The 14,126-nt window shown below is 40.8% G+C and carries 14 protein-coding genes; 7 read left to right on the forward strand and 7 right to left on the reverse strand.

Annotation, left to right across the window (positions count from 1 at the left end):
* Positions 1–39 precede the first annotated feature (39 nt).
* Entirely contained in the window at positions 40–483 is a 444-nt protein-coding gene (locus ACM0OW_RS07650; protein WP_414549425.1) for a hypothetical protein, read from the forward strand.
* 366 nt (positions 484–849) lie between these two features.
* Here the strand turns inward: ACM0OW_RS07650 and ACM0OW_RS07655 are convergent, their stop codons facing one another.
* Entirely contained in the window at positions 850–1,176 is a 327-nt protein-coding gene (locus ACM0OW_RS07655; RefSeq protein ID WP_414549426.1) for a YbjQ family protein, read from the reverse strand.
* Between the two features lie 405 nt (positions 1,177–1,581).
* On the opposite strand from ACM0OW_RS07655, the gene ACM0OW_RS07660 reads away from it, so the two are divergent.
* Complete coding sequence (locus ACM0OW_RS07660) at positions 1,582–2,262, forward strand: tetratricopeptide repeat protein (protein WP_414549427.1); 681 nt, start codon at positions 1,582–1,584, stop codon at positions 2,260–2,262.
* A 122-nt stretch (positions 2,263–2,384) separates the two neighbouring features.
* Here ACM0OW_RS07660 and ACM0OW_RS07665 read toward each other — a convergent pair whose 3' ends face one another.
* The 5 genes from ACM0OW_RS07665 to ACM0OW_RS07685 all read right to left on the reverse strand — a co-directional run bounded on the left by ACM0OW_RS07665 (position 2,385) and on the right by ACM0OW_RS07685 (position 7,282).
* Positions 2,385–4,091, reverse strand: coding sequence for an NAD+ synthase (locus ACM0OW_RS07665; protein ID WP_414549428.1), 1,707 nt, complete (start codon positions 4,089–4,091; stop codon positions 2,385–2,387).
* A 126-nt stretch (positions 4,092–4,217) separates the two neighbouring features.
* On the reverse strand, positions 4,218–4,511 hold the full coding sequence (locus ACM0OW_RS07670; protein WP_414549429.1) for an isochorismate lyase: 294 nt from the start codon (positions 4,509–4,511) through the stop codon (positions 4,218–4,220).
* Between the two features lie 26 nt (positions 4,512–4,537).
* Positions 4,538–5,284 (reverse strand): NUDIX hydrolase, encoded by a 747-nt coding sequence (locus ACM0OW_RS07675; protein WP_414549430.1) that lies wholly within the window; start codon positions 5,282–5,284, stop codon positions 4,538–4,540.
* Positions 5,245–5,868, reverse strand: coding sequence for a nicotinate-nucleotide adenylyltransferase (locus ACM0OW_RS07680; protein WP_414549431.1), 624 nt, complete (start codon positions 5,866–5,868; stop codon positions 5,245–5,247). Before ACM0OW_RS07680 ends, ACM0OW_RS07675 begins: the two co-directional genes overlap by 40 nt.
* 64 nt (positions 5,869–5,932) lie before the next feature.
* On the reverse strand, positions 5,933–7,282 hold the full coding sequence (locus tag ACM0OW_RS07685) for a nicotinate phosphoribosyltransferase (RefSeq protein ID WP_414549432.1): 1,350 nt from the start codon (positions 7,280–7,282) through the stop codon (positions 5,933–5,935).
* 381 nt (positions 7,283–7,663) lie between these two features.
* On the opposite strand from ACM0OW_RS07685, the gene ACM0OW_RS07690 reads away from it, so the two are divergent.
* A complete protein-coding gene (locus tag ACM0OW_RS07690) occupies positions 7,664–7,816 on the forward strand; it encodes a nicotinate phosphoribosyltransferase (protein WP_414549433.1) in 153 nt (50 codons plus the stop codon).
* Positions 7,817–8,085: 269 nt separating this feature from the next.
* On the opposite strand, the gene ACM0OW_RS07695 is transcribed toward ACM0OW_RS07690, so the two are convergent.
* Positions 8,086–9,594: a UbiD family decarboxylase gene (locus ACM0OW_RS07695; RefSeq protein ID WP_414549434.1), complete on the reverse strand. Its 1,509-nt coding sequence runs from the start codon at positions 9,592–9,594 to the stop codon at positions 8,086–8,088.
* Positions 9,595–10,086: 492 nt separating this feature from the next.
* On the opposite strand from ACM0OW_RS07695, the gene pstS reads away from it, so the two are divergent.
* The 4 genes from pstS to pstB all read left to right on the forward strand — a co-directional run bounded on the left by pstS (position 10,087) and on the right by pstB (position 13,947).
* Positions 10,087–11,130 (forward strand): phosphate ABC transporter substrate-binding protein PstS, encoded by a 1,044-nt coding sequence (gene pstS / locus ACM0OW_RS07700; RefSeq protein WP_414549435.1) that lies wholly within the window; start codon positions 10,087–10,089, stop codon positions 11,128–11,130.
* Positions 11,131–11,216: 86 nt separating this feature from the next.
* Positions 11,217–12,209: a phosphate ABC transporter permease subunit PstC gene (gene pstC, locus ACM0OW_RS07705; RefSeq protein WP_414549436.1), complete on the forward strand. Its 993-nt coding sequence runs from the start codon at positions 11,217–11,219 to the stop codon at positions 12,207–12,209.
* Positions 12,210–12,249: 40 nt separating this feature from the next.
* Positions 12,250–13,131, forward strand: coding sequence for a phosphate ABC transporter permease PstA (gene pstA / locus ACM0OW_RS07710; RefSeq protein WP_414549437.1), 882 nt, complete (start codon positions 12,250–12,252; stop codon positions 13,129–13,131).
* 36 nt (positions 13,132–13,167) lie between these two features.
* Positions 13,168–13,947 carry a phosphate ABC transporter ATP-binding protein PstB gene (gene pstB, locus ACM0OW_RS07715; protein ID WP_414549438.1) on the forward strand — a complete coding sequence of 260 codons (780 nt, stop codon included), beginning with the start codon at positions 13,168–13,170 and terminating at the stop codon, positions 13,945–13,947.
* Positions 13,948–14,126: the final 179 nt, after the last annotated feature.

The raw sequence follows: 14,126 nt of genomic DNA on the forward strand, positions 1-14,126 counted from the left end.
TACAAAATATTTTGGCAATTCACATCTGAATCTAACGCCATGCTATATCTAGCTCAAGTAAATAAAAATGAATTTTTAGACAAGTATCAATTACGCTTGTTAGCACGTCAAGAAACTCAAAACCTTTGGGTAGTTATCCCAGAAGAAAGTTTTATTTTGTTGGACAAAGGAACTACCATGAGTGAGAACTTGCTGGTTTTAGTGACGCTTTCCCCTACAGGTGATATTGAAAGTTTAGAAGATGCTAGCAACTGGGTACTAAATTTAGTACAAACTTTCCTTAGTGTTGGTATGACATCGGCTGAATTACAAGAAGAAGCAGAACGCGCTGAAGGTTGGCGACAATCCCTAACTTTACAAAATCAAGATTTAGCACGTCGTTCTCTAGAATTGGAAGCCCGTCGAGAACAGATTCAGGCTTTAGAAGAAAATCTCAAACGTGACAGAAATGACCATCATAGAGAATCTCAGGATAACTCTTAGCTTGTTTGAATCCAAATTTTACTTGCTTTAGGAGTTACGCATTGACAATAAATACGAAATATGTATAAAGCTAAAAAGTACATATTTCGTAGGGGTTTAGCATTGCTAAACCCCTACCACACGGATATATTTACTATCAACATAATCATTGTTCAAAGCCGGAAATTGGCTATTTGGGTAACAGCATACCATGATTAATTTGTACAGTGCGTAAGTCCTAGGTTTCTACTCTCGTCAGGGATCTGAGACTCTTTTTGAAGAAGTCGTAGGGGCGCAAGGCCTTGCGCCCCTACCGCGTTGTCTATTTACCTGAAAATACCTCTAAGACATTGCCCATTAGCTAGGAAGAAAATCCCATTAACAAAACTAACGCATTTTTACAGCAGTACCTGTGGCTGTAATCAGTAACAAAACTCCGCTTTGATCAATATTGATTGTGCCAGTATCAAATTCAATTCCAATCACAGCATCTGCGCCTAAACGCTGGGCGCGTTGTTCTAATTCTTCGATAGCTTTGCGCTGTCCCTGCTCAAATAAACGCTCATAGCTAGCAGTTCGACCACCGATAACATCTCGAATGCTGGCAAAAAAATCGCGGATAAAATTACTGCCGTAAACGACTTCTGCCGTCACAATACCCAAGTATGAATCAATAATAGCACCTTGAATCACATCAGTCGTAGTTACAATCATAAGTTAGCCCCTTTACTCAATTTTGGATTTTAGATTTTAGATTGATCCCATACATCAATGTAGTTGCTCAGAACCCTTTTATCAGATGAGTGCCAAATCTCTCTGCTCTCTGTCCTAACCACCTTGGCGGTTGCTATATTTGTCTCGCGGGCAAGGCAGTAATAAAATGACTCTCAATAAAAGGCATTTTGTCCAAACAGAAATCGATTAGCGAGATATACTGAATACTTTATAATAATCAATCTGTGCTTTACTATAAACGCAGGAGATTTTGTGCTGTGAAAAAGTATCTGAATAGACAATTTATTTCAATTTGGTGAAAGTAAACCAATACAGTTTTCAAATCTCGAAATTTTTGTTTTAATGTACAAAAAAAAAGTCCTCTAAAAATTCAGGAATTTTACTGTGTACAAACGCATATCACTTGTAGTTGGTGTTCTGTGCTTAGGATTTAGTGCCGTTAGCATCCCCTCGGTGGCTCAAGCACAGGTACTCATAGCGCAAACCAAAAACCCCCAAGTAAAGAGACTCTTTGAGGAAGGACAGAGGCTGGTGGCAGCTAGAGACTATAATGGAGCGATCGCCATTTATCAACAGGCCGCTAAAATCGAGCCAAGGAACGCTAAAATCCATTCTGGTATCGGCTACCTCTATGCCCAACAAGGAAATTTTCAACCAGCTCTAGCCTCTTATCGTCGCGCGATCGCCATTAATGCTAATAATGGTGATTATCATTACGCTGTGGGTTACATTAAAGCTAATTTGGGTGACACGAAGGGAGCGAAAGAATCTTATCGTCGTGCTATCCAGCTAAACCGTAACAATTTGAATGCTTATTTGGGATTAGGTATCACTCAAGCCCGTTTGGGAGACTTTACTGCCGCTACATGGGCTTATGAAGAAGCCATTAAACTGAATCCCAATAACGCCCAAACTTATGAGTTTATGGCTCTCATGTATAAACAGCGACGACAAACCGCACAAGCCAACAATGTGCTGCGGAAAGCACGCGACTTGTATCAACGGCGAAATGACTCGGCGGGAGTGAACCGGGTAAATGGGATGTTGCGGGAGCTAGGAGGTTGAATCAGTGAACAGTTATCAGTTATCAGTTATCAAGGCGGTTGGGAGATTTAGACTCGCCAGCTACACCTACCACTAATCACCTTTATTTGATTTGTGGTTGGGTATCTTGTTCGCCAGCTGCATCATGTAGGGCTAGGGGTGGTTTGAGTCTGATAAGCATTTTTCACAGCTGCCCAATTACTGGCTATTGGCATTCGCCAACCAGTACCAAAGGCGCGGTCAGTAATTTTTAATCCTGGGGGTGCTTGTCGGCGTTTGAATTCAGCCCGCGCTACCATCTGAATGACTCGGTTGACAATTACCGGATCATGTCCTGCGGCGACAATTTGGGCTGCTGATTGGTGGTTGTGGATCAGATGTTCCAAGATGTCGTCTAAAATCTCGTAGTCGGGTAGAGAGTCTTGGTCTATTTGGCCGGGTTTGAGTTCAGCGCTTGGTGGTTTGGTGAGAATATTTTGGGGAATGATTTCGTTTTGACGATTTAACCAATGGCAAAGTGAATAAACACGGGTTTTGGGAACATCAGCAATTACAGCCAACCCGCCATTCATATCGCCGTAAAGGGTGCAGTAACCTACTGCCATTTCTGACTTGTTACCAGTGGATAATAGCAGATAACCGAATTTGTTAGCGATCGCCATCAATAAGTTACCGCGAATCCGGGACTGGATATTTTCTTCAGCAATGCCAAATTCAGTCCCCGCAAACAAATCAGCTAAGGTGTGATCAAACCCTTGCATTAATTCCCCTATCTTTAAGGTAGTGGTTTCAATACCCAAATTTTCTGCTAATGCCAAAGCATCACTGACAGAATGTGATGAACTGTAGGGAGAAGGCATCAGGACACCGAGGACATTTTCTTTACCAAGGGCTACGGATGCGATCGCTGCTACTAACGCCGAATCAATTCCCCCACTTAAACCCAGTACCACTTTAGAAAAACGGCATTTCTGGGCATAGTCTCGGACTCCCAACACCAAAGCCTGCCAAATTTCTTCTGATTCTGATTGATATGCAGGTATGACAGAAGCCAACTGTAAATCTTTCTGTCCTTCATCAAATTCAACTATTACTAAATCAGTGGCAAAACCATTAGCACGACAGACAATTTCACCTTGACGATTCAACGCAAAACTGCGACCATCAAAAATTAAATCGTCATTTCCCCCGACTTGATTAGTATAAATCATCGGTTGGGCAAAACGTACCGCACTATGTTTGAGCATAGATTCTCGATACTGCTGCTTACCAACACTGTAGGGTGAAGCAGATAAATTTACAATTATATCAACACGCAAAATTGCTAAATCAGCAATAGGATTTACTGCATAACTACGTTTACCTAAAAAGTCTTCATCGTTCCATAAATCTTCGCAAATAGTTACACCAATATCAAGATTATCTAGGGTGAAATAACTAGCTTCTAACCCTGGTTCAAAATAACGATTTTCATCAAATACATCATAAGTAGGTAAAAGCCGCTTATGAAAGATTTGCTTTACCTTGCCATCTGCTAACAAAGCGATGCTATTAAATAAACTTTTACCGCCAGTGGTATGCGCTTTTAAATTTGGGCAAACAGTTCCGACCAATACAGCTAAATCAGGTGGTAAATCTGCCGCTAGTTGTTTTAATGTCATCCCCATCGCTGCGACAAAACTAGGATTTAGTAATAAATCCCTGGGAGGATAGCCACACAAAGAAAGTTCTGGTGTTAATAACAAACGCGCACCTTTAGCGGCTGCTTCTTGCGCTGCTGACAGAATTTTTTGAGCATTACCGGGCAAATCACCAATTATGGGATTTAATTGAGCGATGGCAATCTTCATTTTAAATTTTCGATTTTGGATTGTACAAAAGAGATTAATTGAGCTTTCAGCCGTCAGCAGTCAATCAATTTACCGATAACTGATGAAATTAACGATTTCCCTGTTTCTATTTGGTTTCTATTTTACTTAATTAGAATGCCAATTTTTCAACTCTTCATCAATAAAATAACTAACCAAATCTCGATATAAGTTTTCAATTACGTCGGGATTTAGACCTGCTGCTTCCGCCCAAACTCTTCTTTGCTGTAACATCGCATTAAACCTTTCTGGGGCTTTCACACTTGTTTCATTAGTTTTGAACTTGGCTGCTGCTTTCACATATTCAAAGCGTTGAGCAAAAGCCTTGATAATCTCATGATCAATTGTATCGATTTCAGTCCGAATTTCCTGAATATTTGCACATTCTTGGGCTGCTTTCATAAATTTATTTCCTGAAATTTTGGTAGTCAAATAAAAACTAAAGGTTTATCTTTCAGAGGTGCAAAAGCATCAGCATCAAACTTATATAAACTAGCCGGACGACCAGCACCCCGTGATACCTTGATTCCTGTATCGGACAAAAAACCTAACTTGAGTAATCGCGCCCGAAAGTTAGAATAATCGGCGAAATTATCACCTAAAACTGTGGTGTATAACTGATACAAATCATTTAATGTAAAGCTAGCTGGCAAAACATCAAAAGCCACCGGGCTATACTCTAACTTATTTCGTAAACGTCTGTGTCCATAAGCCAACACTTCATTGTGATCAAAAGCTAATTTTGGGACATTTTTAACTGGATACCAAGCAATTCCCGTGGCTTTATCAGCAATTAATTCTGCTTCTTCAAATCTTACCAGGGCAAAATAACTAACAGATAGATAACGAACACCATAACTACCAGTAGCTTCTCTGGGGTCACGATGGGGACCGCCAAAGGTGTATAACTGTTCTAAGTAGAGATTATTGACTCTAATTTTCTCGGACATAATGCGATAGGCCGCATCTTCTAAAGATTCTCCTTGACGAACTAAAGTACCGGGAAGACTCCAAGAATTTAAATATGGTTCCTGCTGTCGCATGATTAACAGAACTAACAGCCGATTTTGGGCAGTATCTACAGAAAAAATGACATTATCAACACCAACCTTAAAATCGGCCAAAGGTTGTTGATTTAATTGAATTGGTAACTTTTTGTGGTTGCGTCCTGGCATTTGTACAAATGCTCTTGATGAATATAAGCGACAATTGGGGGAGTTAGGGCTTGAGTATCTCCATGTTCACGGTAGGCTGTGGAAGAGACATCTATACCAGTTAAGCTAGCGATCGCAATTTGACCGCCCAGATTTTGCACTGCTTCCAAGCTATACTCATCTATGGCATATCCTGGTCGGGGAACAATTAGCAGTTGCACTTGCTGTAACAAATCTTCAATGTGATACCAGCGCGGTAACTGATGCAATAAATCAGAACCAATCACCAAAGTAAACTCAGCATCGTCACCCCAGCGAGACTTGGCTTTTTCCAAAGTTTCCAGAGTTCTGAAGCTACTCAAATCCTGTTCCAAAGCAATATTTTGCCGTGGAGTCTGGTTACTGAGCGGAGTCGAAGTATCAATATCCGTAATTAACAATCGCAGCATTGTAGCCCGATGTTCCAAAGGTGTTTGATGAGACTTAAAAGGATTATCAGCCGCCCAAACTGCTACCCAATCATAACGCTCAGATAACCACCTCAGAATCTTTTGATGTCCAGCCGTCGGCGGGTCAGCACTAGTACCAAACAAAGCAATTCTCATAATTTATCCCAATTTTAAAAACAAAATCCGTCCGAATTACGAATTACGAATTACGAATTACAAACTACGAATTACAAATCAACTCCTGCAACTGGGCAGAAATCTCCACCTCTACCCCCACAGGATCATCCAAACGCCGAGTTTCTAGGGGTAAACTAGCCACAGTAGCCGCAGTGCGTTGACGAATTTCCTGTAAACTTTCCGGTGGAAGCAAGCGTTCACCATTCTTGACTACCAACTGCAACAAAGGTGATCCCAAGACATTGCTTTCATCTACTAACGCCAACTGATCAGCCTTTACCTTACCTCCCTCAAACGAGCGAAAAATTTGCTTGCGTCCGGGATAAGTCACCTTACCACTAGACTTTTTCATCACCGGGATACCATCGATTTCCACGAGTTTATAAACGCCATTGACAGGCGCACCCGTAACTAATCGCGTTCCCAGCCCATAGCCATCAATTTGGGCATCAGCAGCTTTGAGTCTGGCAATTTCCCATTCATCTAAATCGCCACTGGCAAAAATTGATACATGAGGGAGAAGCGATCGCACTTGTTTTGACAAAGTAACTAAATCTCCAGAATCCAACCTCACCCCAGTTAATTCCATTTCGCCAGCATTGACTTTCGCCGCTAACTGCTGTGCCGCAGCAATAGTATCATAAGTATCAATTAATAATGGCGCACCGGGAAAATAGCGATGAAAGGCAGTAAAAGCCTGTTCTTCACTACCTGCCATTGCTGACAGTGCCATAACTAAAGCGTGAGCCATCGTACCACTTGGCTGTTCTCCCAGTTGTAGCGCTGCTAACACATTAGAAGTAGAATTTAAGCCCCCAGCCAATCCAGCCCGCGCCGCCCATAAAGAGGCTTGGGGACTAAATGCCCTGCGCGTGCCAAATTCCAAAAGTGTGGCTTCTGCCCCCGCAACATCACGGAGGCGTGCCGCCCTGGTAGCAATCAAGGTTTGATAATTAATCGTATTCAGTAAATAAGTTTCTACTACTTGTGCTTGCCAAAGAGGTGCTTCCACCCGCAATAATGGCTGATTAGCAAATACGGCTGTTCCTTCTGATACTGCCCAGACATCACCAGTGAAACACCCCTTTGCTAAGAGTGACCAAAAGCTTTCGGTTGCATGAGCAAAAATCCCCGTTCCCTGTAAAGCCTGTATTTGCTGAGGGCTAAAGCGAAAGTTTGCCAAATATTGCAAAACCTGCTCTAGCCCCATAGCTATTAAATAGCCAAAATTTTCTGGCAAGCGTCTGACAACCAATTCAAAGCTAGCCCGTCGTTGTTCTACACCTTCGCCTGTATAACAAGCTGCCATTGTGAGCTGGTAAAGGTCAGTTAACAGGCTGTAATCAGCCGCACAGAGATTAAGTTCGCCGTCCCAGTCTGGAAAAGTTGCCATGCAAGAGCGTCCTTAGAAGAATGCTACTTTTATTATGGTAGATTTTACTATAAATAATGTCAACTCTAAAACCCATAAAGTCCTATATTGCCGTCACTGGGCTAAATAGAAGATTTTAATCCTAAAACATACAATTATTTAATATATTGTAATAGTGAATTTCAACAATATTTTTGGACAAAATTTTGCTAAAATTAGAGTATGATGCATACTTAAGAATTGAAAGTCAAAGTTCAACTTACCTATTAGCTAAAGTATTGCAAAGATACTGGAAGAATTATTGCAGATATTTGCAATATATTGCGATTTTCACTTAGTTAAGAATATCAGAAATAAAGTAGATACATAACAATTAACGCGACTCAAAAAAGGAGTCTCATCATGGCTATTTCAAAAATATTTATGAGCATCATGCAGTATATTTCAGAAGCTGTAATGCGAATTTTTAGCCCCACAGATGATGCTTATCCGATGATTGGTGTACAGCCATTTACTGGCGAACGTTATAAACGAGGAACAGCCCACAGTTGGTAGTTCTGATCACCAAAATGAATCACCAAGAAAATTCTAATTCCCCCTCCTCGCTTGCCTATAGTGTACACACAAGTCTTATCAAGTTGCCTAACAGCGTTTCGATCCCCCCTAGCCCCCCTTGAAAAGGGGGGGGGAATTTCTTGAAGTCCCCCTTTTTCTACGCCGAAGGCGCATCCCCGAAGGGGTTTAGGGGGATTTAGGGGGATCAGATCACTTGTGTGTACACGGTAGCCTCGCTTGCGGGGAGGGGGCTAAGAATGGAATATTTTTTACCGCATATCGTAACCGAATAAATTCGGATCGACTTCTCCTAACTTTAAATCTGCTAAACCATATTCAGCCCATCTTTTGTCTACCATCGCTGCAATATCTGGATCTGATTCTAAGGGCGAACCCCATTCATGATCTGTTTCCGGTGGAATCTTGGTCGTCGCATCAATTCCCATGCGTCCACCTAAACCAATTTTCTCACTAGCAAAATCTAAGGTATCAAAGGGTGTATTCGGTAAAATAAACACATCCCTCGTGGGGTCAACTTTGGAACTAATCGCCCAGACGACTTGACGCGGATCACGAATATTTATATCTTTATCCACAACAATCACGAATTTGGTGTAGGTAAATTGGGGTAAGGCACTCCAAAAGGCTAAAGCAGCCCGTCGTGCTTGTCCTGGATATGCTTTATCAATGGAAATAATTGCCGCTTTGTAACTTAAAGCTTCCATTGGTAAGAAGAAATCGACAATTTCAGAGACTTGTTGCCGCAGAATAGGAGTGTATATCCGATTGAGTGCGATCGCCATCATCGCTTCTTCTTTAGGTGGACGACCGCTAAATGTGGTTAAATAAATGGGATCTTTGCGGTGAGTCATACACCCAAACCGCACCAATGGCGAATCTTCTACCCCACCGTAATAACCCATGTGATCACCAAACGGACCATCTGGTAAAACTTCCCCTGGCGTAATTGTCCCTTCTAAAACAAACTCTGAATCTGCGGGAACTTCTAAATCTACGGTTTTACACTTGGCTAAGTTCACACCGGAACCACCATAAAGTCCAGCAAATAACCATTCTGATAAATCTACAGGAATGGGTGTTGCAGCTGCCATGATAATTAAAGGATCTACACCCAGTGCGATCGCCACTTCTAACTTTTTACCACGTTCAGCAGCTTTGCGTAAATGTCTCGCCCCACCGCGCACAGATAACCAGTGAACAGTCATCGTATTTTGAGATTGCAGTTGCAAGCGATACACACCCACATTTGGCGTACCTGTCTCACAATCCTTAGTAATTACCAACCCCAGAGTGATAATCTTACCAGCATCATTTATATAAGGACGAATCAACGGTAATTTATTTAAATCTAAATCATCGCCTTGAATTACCACTTGCTGACAAGCTGGGAAAAAGTCTCGTCCTGGTTTAGCCTTCACCACATCAAACAGCACCTTCCCAAAATCAATCGCTTGGGAAATCTTTTTGGGTGGCTTTGGTTGTTGCAGCATCCCCAGCTTTTTCCCCAGAGTTTCCAACTCCTCTGGATGCTCCATATTCATTGCCCAGCATATCCTTTCCACCGTTCCCATCAAATTTATGGCCACCGGGAAGGATGCCCCTTTGACGTTCTCAAATATCAACCCTGGTCCACCTTGTTGCAGCATCCGGTTGCAAATTTCTGCAATTTCAAATTCTGGGTCAACTAAAGCCGAAATTCTCTTTAATTGTCCTCTTTCTTCTAGAATTTTGATGAATCCCCGTAAGTCTCTTGCCATTGCGCTAATAAAGGTGAATATTTAAGAAATGTAAAGCCTTCTCTTATTATTATTCATTATCAACCAACACTAGGCTGTCGGCTCAAAGCACCTTGCAGAGCATAACAAAATTTGGCAACCCGAAAAACTCTCACCGCTCTAAACTCACCATTAAGGATAGGTGTTATTTGTGACAAGTAAGCACTACCCTCTGCAAACATGGCGATGATATACATACCGAGGCGGCAGGTGGTCTTGTCATGTTACCCCTGTTGGTTTTGTTTTTGTCTTATAACCATCAGGTGTTGGCACAAAAATAAATTTTATTCATGCCATTTTTTAATGACATTACTAAAAAAATCGAGAATTTTAACCTTATGTTTGATTGATATTTGTTCCTATAAACCATTTTTTAATAATAGTTTAAATCTTTATTAATATATGCTTAAACTAAACTTAATATTGAACAAATTAATCTGATGTTATAAATCAAACCTTAAAATCAGAGGTAACATGAATTTTCCCACCACCATTTTGCAGCGAGCATTTACTACTTCAGTAATCACCACTGCTGTTGCCCTTGGTTCTATTTGTGCAGCACCTGCTCAAGCTCAAACTCTTAATGGTGCAGGCGCAACTTTTCCCGCACCTTTGTATGAAAGATACGCTCGTGAAGTAAGAAAGAAATTTCCAAATATGAGAATTAACTATCAAGCAATTGGTAGTGGTGGTGGTATTCGGCAAACAATTGCTGGAACCGTTGACTTTGGCGGTAGTGATGCTGCTATGACCGACAGTGACATGGCTAAAGTCAAGAATGGTGTGATTTTAGTACCGACAGCAGGTGGTGCTGTCTCCGTCGTTTATAATCTGCCTGGTGTTAACAACCTCAGATTATCTCGTACTACTTTACCTGCTATTTTTTCTGGTCAAATTACTAACTGGAGTGATGCCAAAATTAAAGCTGATAATCCTGGCGTAAATCTCCCAAACCAACCAATTAGATTTGCTGTGCGCGCTGATGGTAGCGGTACAACTTTTATTTTTACCAACCACTTAAGTTCAATCAACAGTTATTTTAAAGGTAGAGTTGGAACTGGTACTGCTCCCAAATGGAATTTGCCCAATGTCCTCAGAGGTAAGGGTAATCCTGGTGTAGCTGCTTTAGTTGCTCGTACACCTGGTGCTATTGGTTATGTAGAATATTCCTACGCTACCCAAAACAAACTCAAATCAGCAGTGCTGCAAAATAAAGCTGGACAATTTGTTGCTCCTTCTTTGCAGTCTGCAAACGCAGCTTTAGCATCTGTGACTTTTCCTGATAATTTCCGTACTTTTGCCGGAGATCCAGCACAAGGTTATCCCATTGTGGGTCTGACTTGGATGATGGTTTATAAACAGTATCCTAATGCTGCTAAAGCGGATGCTGTGAGAAAATGGATTAATTGGGTGTTGACTGATGGGCAAAAATTGAATGCTCAAGCGAACTATACATCAATTCCCCCCGCAGTAGCAAATCGGGTATTGCAGACAGTAAATAGTACTGTTAAACCATAATTAACCATCTTAATTGTTTATTTAGTCAGGGTGGGCTATTGGTTCACCCTATTAATCTAAAATCATCTATTTTGTTGAATTTTTTCATGAAAAATTTATCTAATTCACCCTACAATAATTCATTACCTCTAAATGATGAAAATCTTAAATTGATCGCGAAAGATGGCATAAAAGATTGGTTTGACCAAGGCTTTAGATGGCTCGTCTATATTTTTGCTGCAATTACTGTGGCGATACTGTTTGTGATGAGTTGGATCATTTTTAAAGAAGCTCGACCAGCTATTGCTAAGTTTGGTATAGGGTTTTTATGGGGGCAAGATTGGGATGTAAATAATGAGATTTTTGGTGCTTTACCTTATATTTATGGAACGCTGGTCAGCAGTGCGATCGCCATTTTATTTGCTTTCCCTGTAGGTTTAGCAGTTGCATTAGTTACTAGCGAAAATTTTTTGCCAGTTTCTATACAAACAACTCTGGCATTTGTGGTGCAATTAATTGCCGCAATTCCCAGCGTAATTATTGGTTTATGGGGAATTTTTATTTTTATTCCAGTTTTAGAACCTTTACAAATGTGGCTAGCCAATTATTTTAAATGGATACCACTCTTTAATTCAGAATATCCTGTAGGCACAAATATGTTAACTGCGGGAATTATCCTCGCAATTATGATTCTGCCCACAATAGCAGCTATTAGCCGTGATGTATTATTGGCAATTCCTAAAGAATTACGTAGTGCATCTATGGCTTTGGGTAGTACCCGTTGGGAAACAATTTTTCGAGTATTGCTACCTGCTGGATTTTCGGGAATTGTCAGCGCAGCAATGCTGGCTTTAGGCAGAGCTTTGGGTGAAACAATGGCTGTGACTATGGTAATTGGTAACTCTTCTCAAATTAGTGCTTCTTTATTAGATCCAGGTTATACAATACCGTCTGTGATAGCCAATGAATTTGCCGAAGCCGAGCGAGGATTACATATTGGGGCTTTAACTTATCTAGGATTAGTTTTGTTTGGAGTGACTCTGTTTGTGAATATTGGTGCTGTCCTCCTGGTAGAGTGGGTTGGTAAAAAGAATCGCTAAGAGATGAATCAAATATTAAATATTACGAAGTTATATAAATATGAGTGGTTATCATAAGTCCCAAATTGAAGCATATCTAGATAATGAATTATTTAAGCCTTTGCCAAAATCAAGGCAGTTATTTACTTATTTAATGAATGCGATCGCTTTAGGATTCACAGTTGTAGCTTTAATTCCTTTATTATCCATTCTTTGGGAAATTATCACACGGGGAATATCTGGACTCAAGCTAGAAATGTTTGTCAATCCTGTGATTGATTTTGGTTTTGGTAATGCCATTCTAGGAACAGCAGTAATCGTGAGTATTGCGACACTATTAAGTGTTCCTGTCGGCATATTAACAGGTATATTTTTATCCGAATTTGGTCGGACTAACCCAACAGCTAAGTTTGTGCGTTTTATCACGAATATTCTCACTGGTGTCCCTTCCATTATTGTGGGTGTATTTGCTTACGGTATCATCGTTTTAATCACTAAAAAATTTAGTGCGATCGCTGGTGGCGTTGCTTTAGCTACAATCATGCTACCTGTGATTGTCCTGACAACCGAAGAAGCTTTAAAACTAGTTCCTACAGAGCAACGCCTAGCTTCCGCAGCTTTAGGGGGTAATCGCTTGCAAACCACTTTTCGCATCGTAGTTACTGCTGCCTTACCTGCAATTACTACAGGTATTCTTTTAGCCGTCGCCCGTGCATCCGGAGAAACAGCACCCCTAATTTTTACAGCTTTGTTTAGCCTAGATTGGTCAGAAGGATTACTCAGCCCGACAGCTTCCTTACCAGTCTTAATTTATAACCTTTACAACGACCCCGACCCGCAGAAACATCAATTAGTCTGGACTACTTCTATAGTCCTACTGGGCTTGATTTTATTTGTTAGCATTATCTCTCGCTTAGTTACTCGTAAAAGAAAGATTAAGTAAAAATATTGCAAATTTGATAGTAAACTTATATAAGAAATGAACACATTAACTCCAGCTATTCAAGTCAAAAACCTCTGCTTTTACTACAGTAATACTAAAGCAATTGATCAGGTATCATTAGATATTTATCAGAATCAAGTAACTGCACTAATTGGCCCTAGCGGTTGTGGCAAATCAACCTTCATCAAGAGTCTGAATCGGATTGGTGAATTAGAAGGTTCGATCAAAGTAGAAGGTCGTGTAGAATTTTTGGGTCAGAATATTTATGACCCTCGCATCAATTTAAATCGATTACGCCGCCAAATTGGGATGGTGTTCCAAAAACCAAATCCTTTCCCCATGAGTATTTACGAAAATGTTGCTTATGGTATCAGAATAGCTGGCAGATGTTCACAGATGGAATTAGACGCAGTAGTAGAATCTGCGCTGAAAGGAGCTGCACTTTGGAATGAAGTCAAAGATAAATTAAATAAATCAGCTTTAAGTCTTTCTGGTGGTCAACAACAGCGACTATGCATTGCCCGTGCTTTAGCCGTCAAACCAAAAGTATTGCTAATGGATGAACCTTGTTCGGCTCTTGATCCCATTGCTACTATGAAAATTGAGGAACTAATCCAAGGTTTGCGTTCTGAATTGACGATAGCCATTGTGACTCACAATATGCAGCAAGCCACTCGTGTGTCAGATTTCACAGCTTTTTTCAGCACCGATGAAAGTCGTATTGGTCAAATGGTTGAATTTGGTGCTACCAATCAAATATTTAACAACCCCCTAGATTCCCGCACCCATGACTATGTTTCCGGACGTTTTGGTTAGAGCGTTTTTATATAGCAATCCGGTTTGATATCTGAAATTATTTAAACCTTGTCCATCATGAAAAGTGGAGTTTTTGTCATTGCGACGTAAGGAAGCAATCTCACCATCTTTACTAAAAACTACGGGTCTCAACCTAGACGAGGTTTACGTAGTCAGGTAAAAAGCAAAAGGCAATACGC

Source organism: Anabaena sp. CCY 0017, from assembly GCF_963920885.1.
Taxonomy (GTDB): Bacteria; Cyanobacteriota; Cyanobacteriia; order Cyanobacteriales; family Nostocaceae; genus Nodularia.